At 65.1% G+C, this 7,680-nt stretch carries 6 protein-coding genes; all 6 read right to left on the reverse strand.

Annotation, left to right across the window (positions count from 1 at the left end; genetic code table 11):
- A partial coding sequence (gene tagF / locus BFP96_RS01805) for a type VI secretion system-associated protein TagF (protein WP_065935469.1) occupies positions 1–475 on the reverse strand: 475 nt, incomplete at its 3' end.
- A complete protein-coding gene (gene tssM / locus BFP96_RS01810) occupies positions 472–3,972 on the reverse strand; it encodes a type VI secretion system membrane subunit TssM (protein ID WP_065935470.1) in 3,501 nt (1,166 codons plus the stop codon). The genes tagF and tssM, both read right to left, overlap by 4 nt.
- Entirely contained in the window at positions 3,969–5,258 is a 1,290-nt protein-coding gene (locus BFP96_RS01815; RefSeq protein ID WP_065935471.1) for a DotU family type VI secretion system protein, read from the reverse strand. Before BFP96_RS01815 ends, tssM begins: the two co-directional genes overlap by 4 nt.
- 6 nt (positions 5,259–5,264) lie before the next feature.
- Entirely contained in the window at positions 5,265–6,599 is a 1,335-nt protein-coding gene (tssK, locus tag BFP96_RS01820) for a type VI secretion system baseplate subunit TssK (RefSeq protein ID WP_065893988.1), read from the reverse strand.
- 18 nt (positions 6,600–6,617) lie between these two features.
- Positions 6,618–7,127, reverse strand: coding sequence for a type VI secretion system lipoprotein TssJ (tssJ, locus tag BFP96_RS01825; RefSeq protein ID WP_065886923.1), 510 nt, complete (start codon positions 7,125–7,127; stop codon positions 6,618–6,620).
- 56 nt (positions 7,128–7,183) lie between these two features.
- On the reverse strand, positions 7,184–7,680 hold a 497-nt coding region (tagH, locus tag BFP96_RS01830), incomplete at its 5' end, for a type VI secretion system-associated FHA domain protein TagH (RefSeq protein ID WP_139113312.1).

The following is a 7,680-nucleotide window of genomic DNA, read 5'->3' on the forward strand; positions in this document are numbered from 1 at the left end:
CGCGCTGCAGGCCGGCGAAACGGCTGTCGACCGCACGCGGCTCACTCGCCGGAACGCCCAGGGTGTCGAGGCCGGTATTGAAGCTTTCGAAGGTAGCGCCACTGTCCAGGGTGCTGAGCAACAGCTCTTCGGCCTGCTCAAACCAGGCATCCGGCCCGCCGACCAGAGACGCGGGGTTGGTGTCGTGGTCGAGCAACACCACCACGGCCAGCGGGAAATACCGCCCGACCCGGTCGATACTCGGCATCACCACACCCGCCGCCGCATCCGGTCCGCACACCCCGGGCGCCAGCACAAAACGCCACAGCGGGCTGACCAGGTAAGCGTTGAGCCAGTCACCGCCCAGGCTGTTCTGGCTGGCGAGCAGCCCCGCCGCCAGCCAGCTGTCCCAGGGGCCGATAAAACTCTGGGGCAAGGCGCGGCTGACAAAGTCACCGCGACTGGCCAACTTGCCGTAGAAACCCAGCGTCGTCATAGCCGCTCCGGCAGGCTGAAGCCGCTGAGCACGCGGCTCTTGAACGGGTTGAAAGCGCTGTTGGCGCGCAATTCGTAGGCGATGCTCGCGCCGTCGACCCGCAGGCGCAGGTTGAAACGGTCCGGCGAGTTGCCGGGGGTGAGGTCCGATTGCTCCAGCAGGCGGAACCAGGCCCACGGGCCGTCCAGCGTCACACCGGAACGCCCGCTGGCCGACGGCGGCATGATGGAAATACGCACCACGCCAATGCTGCCGGGGTTCGGCCATTGCATCGCCACCGGGCGGCTCGGGCCGTGGTCGTAGCTCAGTTGCTGGCCGTCGAGGTCCAGCAGGAACTGGGTGATGGTCGGGTCCATCGACACCGGCTTGAGTTCGAAGCGCACCACAGGTTGCGTGCCCCCGGACCTGAAGAACGCATCACGAATAGCCGCCGCGCGCTGGAAGGTCTGCAGCACGCCCGGCGCGATACCGAGCTTCTGCGCCGCGCCCGGCTGCCAGCGCCAGGTCTGCGCCGAGGTGTCCACATAGGGCTGCAGGTACTTGCGGAAGTAGTTATCCATCACCCCGCCGACGCCGAAGAACTGGCCGAAGTCATCCAGGGTCGCGTCCCGCGCACTGCCGGGCGACATCGGATAGCGCCCGGCCAGCGACTGGCGGTACACGTTGACCACTTCGCTGGCCCAGGCCGCGTTCAGCTGGTTACGCACCCCGCCCATCATGCTGTTGGTGGTGGAATTGACCACCGACTTGACCATGCCCTGCACCAGCGGCGGTTGGCGCTCGGCATTCAGGCTGACCCGCGTGGCCGCAGCCGCCGCCTGGTTCTTCGCTTCGCCAAGCAACGCATCGCCGCTGGCACCGACCATTGCACTGACCTGCACATACAGCGCATTCATATCCGCCAGCAGTCCGTCGATAGCCGCCGGCTCGCCTTCGTTTTTACTGACGATACTGTTGAGTTCGGCAAAGTGCGCGGTGACCGGATCATCCGCCGCTGCGGGCGCGCTGGCGCTCGGCTGCTCCTGGCCCAGCAGGCTGCCCAGACGCTCCTTGAGCTTGTCGACGCCGCCCTCCACCGGCACGCCCTTGGCGGCCAACTGGCGTTCTTCGGCCTGCAGGTCAGTTTCCCTGGCCACTGCCACCAACAGTTTCTTCAACGGCGAGGTGGGGCCGGAAATCACCCGCAGCACATCGGCCGCCTGGGCCACGCTGGTGATCGGCACAAAGTCGATGTCGGCGAGCAACGCGTCCCACTGGCGCTGATAGTCCTGGAAATACAGGCGGCGCACATCCGCGGCCAGGCTGACCACGTTCTGCTGGTCGGCCTGTGCCTGGCCCAGTACCCATTGCTCTTCAGCCAGGGTGCCGGTCTGGTTCAGGCTGCTCAGCAAAAACGCCTGGCGATAGCCCTTGGCGGTGAAAAACCCGCTCAACGGCTCGCCCAACGGCTTGCCGCTCTTGCGGCTGAACACCAGTGCGGCATCACGGCCGGCCGCTTCGTTGAGGCGAAAGTCCGGTACCCCTTCAGGCAGTTTCTGGCGCTTGACCCGGTCGTAGACACGCTGGGCCACCGGCAGTTGTTGCAGTTGGCGGCGCAGGTCGTCGATCAGGCGTGGGTCAAGACGCGCATTCGGTGGGTGACGGTCAAACAGTGCCTGCAAGTGCCCGGTCAAGGCCTGGCGCTGATCGGCCGGCAGGTCGCGTGGCAGGTTGCGGTCCCAGTCGAGGGCGATCCAGGCCTTGATGAAGTCCGGGTCATAATGCTCATTGTCGGCCAGCATCAGGTAGGCCTTGAGGCCTTCGTAGAGGAAGTCCGAGTTGCCGCCGCCGTGCAGTTGCTCTTCGATGCGCGTGACCAGGCGCGGGGCGAAGACCGCGATCAGCAACTTGCGATAGACGCTTGCAGATTCGGCTTCGAGCATGTCGCCCTGGTACAGCCCCAGCCCCTCTGACCAGCTTGGCGAATCCCCGGCCAGGTGCTTCACCGCGTTGAGCAAGGGCAGCACGGCCACTACGTCACGCTGCGCCGGGCTCAGGTTCTGCACGGTCTGGCCCAGGGGTGCGACCTTCTGATCGACCTGGGCGATATACGCCTGGTTGGCGCGATAACTCACCCACCACAGGCTGCTGACCACCACCACCAAGGCCACCGTGGCCGCGAGGACACCCCGGGCGAGCCACTTGCGGCGCCGCTCGACTTTCGGGTTCACCCCGACCAGGCCACGTTCGGCAAAGGCCACGGCGGTGAAGAGTTTTTCGATGAAGTAACTGCGCCCGGTGCCGCTCTGGCGCGCCAGGTGCTGGCGGTCCAGGTTCATGCTCTGGGCCATGGTGCCGATCAGGCGGTCAATCGGGCTGCCTTCCTGGGTACCGCTGGTGAAGTACACGCCGCGCAGCAGCACGCGCTCTTCAAAGGCATTGGGTTTGAATACGCCCTCAAGGAAGCTCTGCAGACAGTCCTTCAAGGCGCCCAATTGCTGCGGGAAACCGTAGATCAGGTCGCGCCGCGCCGGATCGCGTTCCTGTTGCAGGCGTTCGACCAGGCGTTCGTTGAGGCGCTGTTCCAGACCGGCGAATTCGCTTTGCAGGTGCACCAGCGGGCTGTCGCTGTGCTTGCCGTCGTCCAGGGCAAAGGTCATGCCCCACACCTGGGCGCGCTCTTCCTTGCTCAGGTTGTCGAAGAACTCCATGAAACCCGGCACCAGGTCGAGCTTGGTCAGCATCAGGTAGATCGGGAAGCGCACGCCCAGTTGGGTATACAGCTCCTGGATGCGCAGGCGAATCGCAGCGGCATGGGCGGCGCGCTCGGCGTCTGTACCCAGCAGCAGGTCCGACAGGCTGATGGCGATGAAGGCGCCGTCGATGGGTCGACGCGAGCGCTGTTTTTTCAGCAGGTCGAGAAAGCCCAGCCACGCGGCTTTATCCACTGTGGAGTTGCTGTCCTGGGTGGTGTAGCGCCCGGCGGTGTCGAGCAGCACGGCCTGGTCGGTAAACCACCAGTCGCAGTTGCGCGTGCCGCCGACGCCGCGCACCGCACCGGCGCCCAATTGCGCCGCCAGCGGGAAGTGCAGCCCGGAATTGACCAGTGCGGTGGTCTTGCCCGAACCCGGCGGGCCGATGATCACGTACCACGGCAGCTCATACAGATTGCGGCGTTCGTCGCCGCCGAGCTTGGCTTTCTTGAGCAGCGTCAGGGCTTCGTCCATGCGCTGGCGCAGGGTCGAGAGCTCTTCGGCGGTGGCCACGCTGTTGGGGTCGGCCGGGGTTTCGGCGGCCAGGCTGCGCATCACTTCGGCGGCCTGGCGGCGGGCCTGGATGATGCGCAACACGCGGTAGGCAATCCACAGCGCGAACACCAGGATGATCAGCGCCCAGCGGCGTCCCTCGGGCACCAATACGTCGAGCAACGGCCCGACAAACCAGATGATCAGGCCCAGGGCGATCAACCCCAGCACAGGGATCACCCAGCGAATCATGAAACTGAAAAACGCCTTCACTCGACGCCCTCCGCCAATACGGTGATTTCAACCCGACGATTGCGGGCACGGCCTTCGGCAGTACTGTTGGTCGCCAACGGCTCGGTGTCGCTGCGGCCTTCGGCGCTGAAGCGGTCACCTTGGCCGGTCTTGGCCGCCAGGATCTCCAGCACCGACTTGGCCCGCGCTTCGGACAGCGCCCAATTCGACGGGAAGCGCAACGTCGCAATCGGACGGTTGTCGCTGTGACCGGTGACACGCACCTGACCCTTGACCTTGCGAATGGCGTCGGCGATGCGCAGCATCAGCGGCTGGTAGTCATCGACAATGCTGGAACTGGCGGACGCAAACAGTTCATCACCGCGAATCGTCACCACAGAGCGGTCGACCTTGTCTTCCACGGCCACGCGGCCGGCCTTGATGTCTTCAGCCAGAAAGCCGGCCAGGCGCGGCCGCTCGATCACTTTCGGTTGCGCCACCGGACGGTCGATGGCCTGCACCGGAATCTCGCCCAGGGCATGGATATTCTTGAACACCGGCTCCGCATCCGAGGCCAGCTTCATGCGCAGGCCAAACAGCAGCACCAGCAACAGCGCCAGGCCAATCGCCACGGCGATCCACGGCGGCATGAATTGCGCCAGGCGATCCCGCGCCACGGTCACGCCGCGCCAGTGCGGCGACAGCTCACGCTCGTGTTCGCCACGGGCACTGCGAATCGCGGCGGCAGTGCGCTCGCGCAAGGCTTCCAATTGACTGCGCCCGTCGTTCATCACGCGGTAGCGGCCCTCAAACCCCAGGCACATGCACAAGTACAGCAGCTCCAGCAGGTACAGGCGTTCCCGTGGGCTTTGCAGGCAATGGTCGAGCAGTTGAAAGACCTTTTCACCGCCCCAGGCTTCGTTGTGCACGGTGATCAGCAAGCTCTGTTTACCCCAATCGCTGGTACTGCCCCAGGGCGTACTCAGCACGGCTTCGTCCAGGGCGGTGCACAGCGCGTAACGGGCCAGCAGCACCTCGTTGCGCGCCACGCCGGCGGCTTCGGCGCGCTCTTCGAACTGGCGCAGATAGGCCAGCAATTGCGCGCGCAAACTGGCCGGCGCCGGGTGCGCGATGGTGTTGCGCAACCGCGTCAGCAAGGCCAGCAAGGGGCCGGCGGCACTTTCCAGCGGGTTGAGGCCCTGGCTTTTGCCGGTGAGCATCGGCGCGGCCGGCATCGACAACGGTGCAGGTTCCGCGCGCGCAGGTTCGGGTGCTCGGCCGCCCGGGCGCGGCATGAACTGAGTGCGGTCATCATCATTGGGATGCATCGCGGATTATCCTCGGATCGCCCAGAAGGCCAGGTTCAAGCCCGGGAACTGCCCGGCGATGTGGAAGGCGAAACCGCCGGAATTGCTCAACTGCTGCCAGTGCTCGCTGCCGCGGTCCAGCTCGTAATAGGTGCTGCCCGCGTGGTAGGGCAATTGGCGTGGCGCCACCGGCAATGGCAGCAGGCCGATGCCCGGCAATTGCAGGTTGACCATGTCGCGGATGTGCTCCACCGCGCCGACTTTGCTCTGCTGGCCGAAGCGCGCGCGCAGGGTTTCGCCGGGCACGTCGGCGCGTACCACGAGGATGAAACTGGCGCTGTCGAGCAGGGTCTTGTCCGCCAGCATCGCCACATGGATGCCGTAGGCTTTCTCCACAATCGGAATCGGCGTGGCCTTGCTGTCGATCAGCATCGACAGCGCCTCACGCAGGGCGGCCATGACCGGGGTGAAGCTCAGGGCCAAATCGTCGTGCTGGTACTGCGGATATTCCTGGGGGCGGCGGCCAGAGGTGGAGAATGTCGAAAACTCACCGGCCAGGCTCACCAGCTCACTGAAGAAACGCTCCGGGTGCAACGGACTCAACTGGCTCACATGCTGGATCAGCGGCTGGGCGCGGTTGACCAGTTGCAGCAGCATGAAGTCAGCGATTTCCGATGCGCCACCGGCACCCGACGCGACCACGCGGCCGGCCAGGGCTTCGCCACGCTGGTGCAGCAGGCCGAGCAGTTCGCTGCGAAAGGCCGTCAGCGGCTTGCTCGCAGCTACATCCAGCACGGGCGGAATGTACGTGTCGTCGAGCACCAGTGCGCGGTCGGCGCGCTTTTCCTTGATGCGCACCAGCCCGATGGCGGCGTAGTCGCTGATGCCGTCCTGGGCGGTCAGCAGGCGCAGGGCGCGGGAACCCACGGCCACCGGCGCGCGGTTTTCGAAGGGCGCGTTATCGTCGCGCACTTCGCGCACCTGGCTCACATAACGCGCGGCTTCCAACGCCTCGCCTTCATCCACCGTGTCACGCGCACCGGCACGCTTGAGCGGCAGGGCCAAGTACACCAGGCCGTCGCGCAGGCTGTCGTCGATGTTCAGCGGACTCGGCGCCAGATCGTCCTGGGGGATATTGAACGGCGTACCGTCAGGCAGCAGGCCACGGGCCGACACGATTGCCAGCTTGCCCTGGGCGAGCAGGCCCTGGTCGATCAGCAACTCGGAAAAACCCCAGGCACCCGCGGACAAAGGGCGGCTGCGGGCGTCGATCAGGTTTTCCAGGTAACGGTCATGCTGCTGGAAGTGCTGCGTTCCGATGAACATGCCTTCCGACCAGACCACGCGATTGTTCCAGGACATGGGGGCTCCGATTGCTTGTTATTGGGCTGGGCTGGAGGGGGTAGCCACGACGTCGGCGCGCACCGCACGCACATCGAGGCTGATCTGATATTCGCTGTATTGGCGTGGCGGCACGTTGATGACGGCGCGCCATTGCGCACGGTCCAGCTCGCGGTAGCCCACCAGCAGGCCGATCTGCCGGGTGGCCGGGTCAAGATCGCGCTGAATGCTCAGTTGCTGGCCGGGCTGGATCACCACTTCGTCCTGGTCCAGCAGGTCCAGGCCAAGGGTGGATTGCGCACGGTCAGCCAGGGCGAAGTAGTCGGAGCGCGCGAACGTCGCGGCGTTTTTCAGCTCGAAAATGCGCACCCGCACCGGCGCGGGCTGGCCGCTGGCACCGGGGTTGAGCCCGGCGATTGCGTGAAAATGCAGCTCGACGGCGGCCGTGTCCGCTTCAGCGTCGGCGGCGGTTTCGGGTTTGGTCGCGTCTTTGGCACACGCCGTCAGCAGCAGCGCGGTGGCGGCTGCAAGTAAAAACCTGGGAATCATCCTGCGTCCTCAATGACGTGTTTAGCTATCCGTTTTATCCATTACTGCGACGCGGTTCAGCGTCGCTGTCGTGCACTGTGCGCTTCGTAGGCCCGGCTGAATTCGCGGCCGAACAGGTCCTGGAAATCTTCCTGGGCCTCGCGGGAAATATTGCTGTAGAGCTCGGTGAATTGCTGCCAGTACTGGGCTTGGCGCGAGCCGTTGAAAATACTTGAGAGGCCACCGGGCTTGCCCATGCGTTCCTCCAATTGCGCCGGTTCAAAGCGCAGCAGCAAGTGCTTGAGCGCCGCTTCCACACCCGCCATCACGGCCAGTTGGTGCGCGCGCAGGTCGTCGAAACTGTCACGCACGGCAACGTCCGGCGCCATGAAGGCCGGATTGCCGTGACGAAGCAGCAGCAGTAACGCTTCGTCGGCATTCGGAGCGAATTTCAACGGGTTGTTTTCGGCGGGGCGGATCATGGTTTGCTGCATGCGAAATTCGCCCTTGAGGCTGGCGCGGGCACGCAACACGTCGATCAGGCCTTCGACCATCAGCCGGTAGCTGCGGCCGA

The sequence above is a fragment of the Pseudomonas sp. 34 E 7 genome, assembly GCF_900005715.1.
In the GTDB taxonomy this organism is placed as follows: domain Bacteria; phylum Pseudomonadota; class Gammaproteobacteria; order Pseudomonadales; family Pseudomonadaceae; genus Aquipseudomonas; species Aquipseudomonas orientalis_A.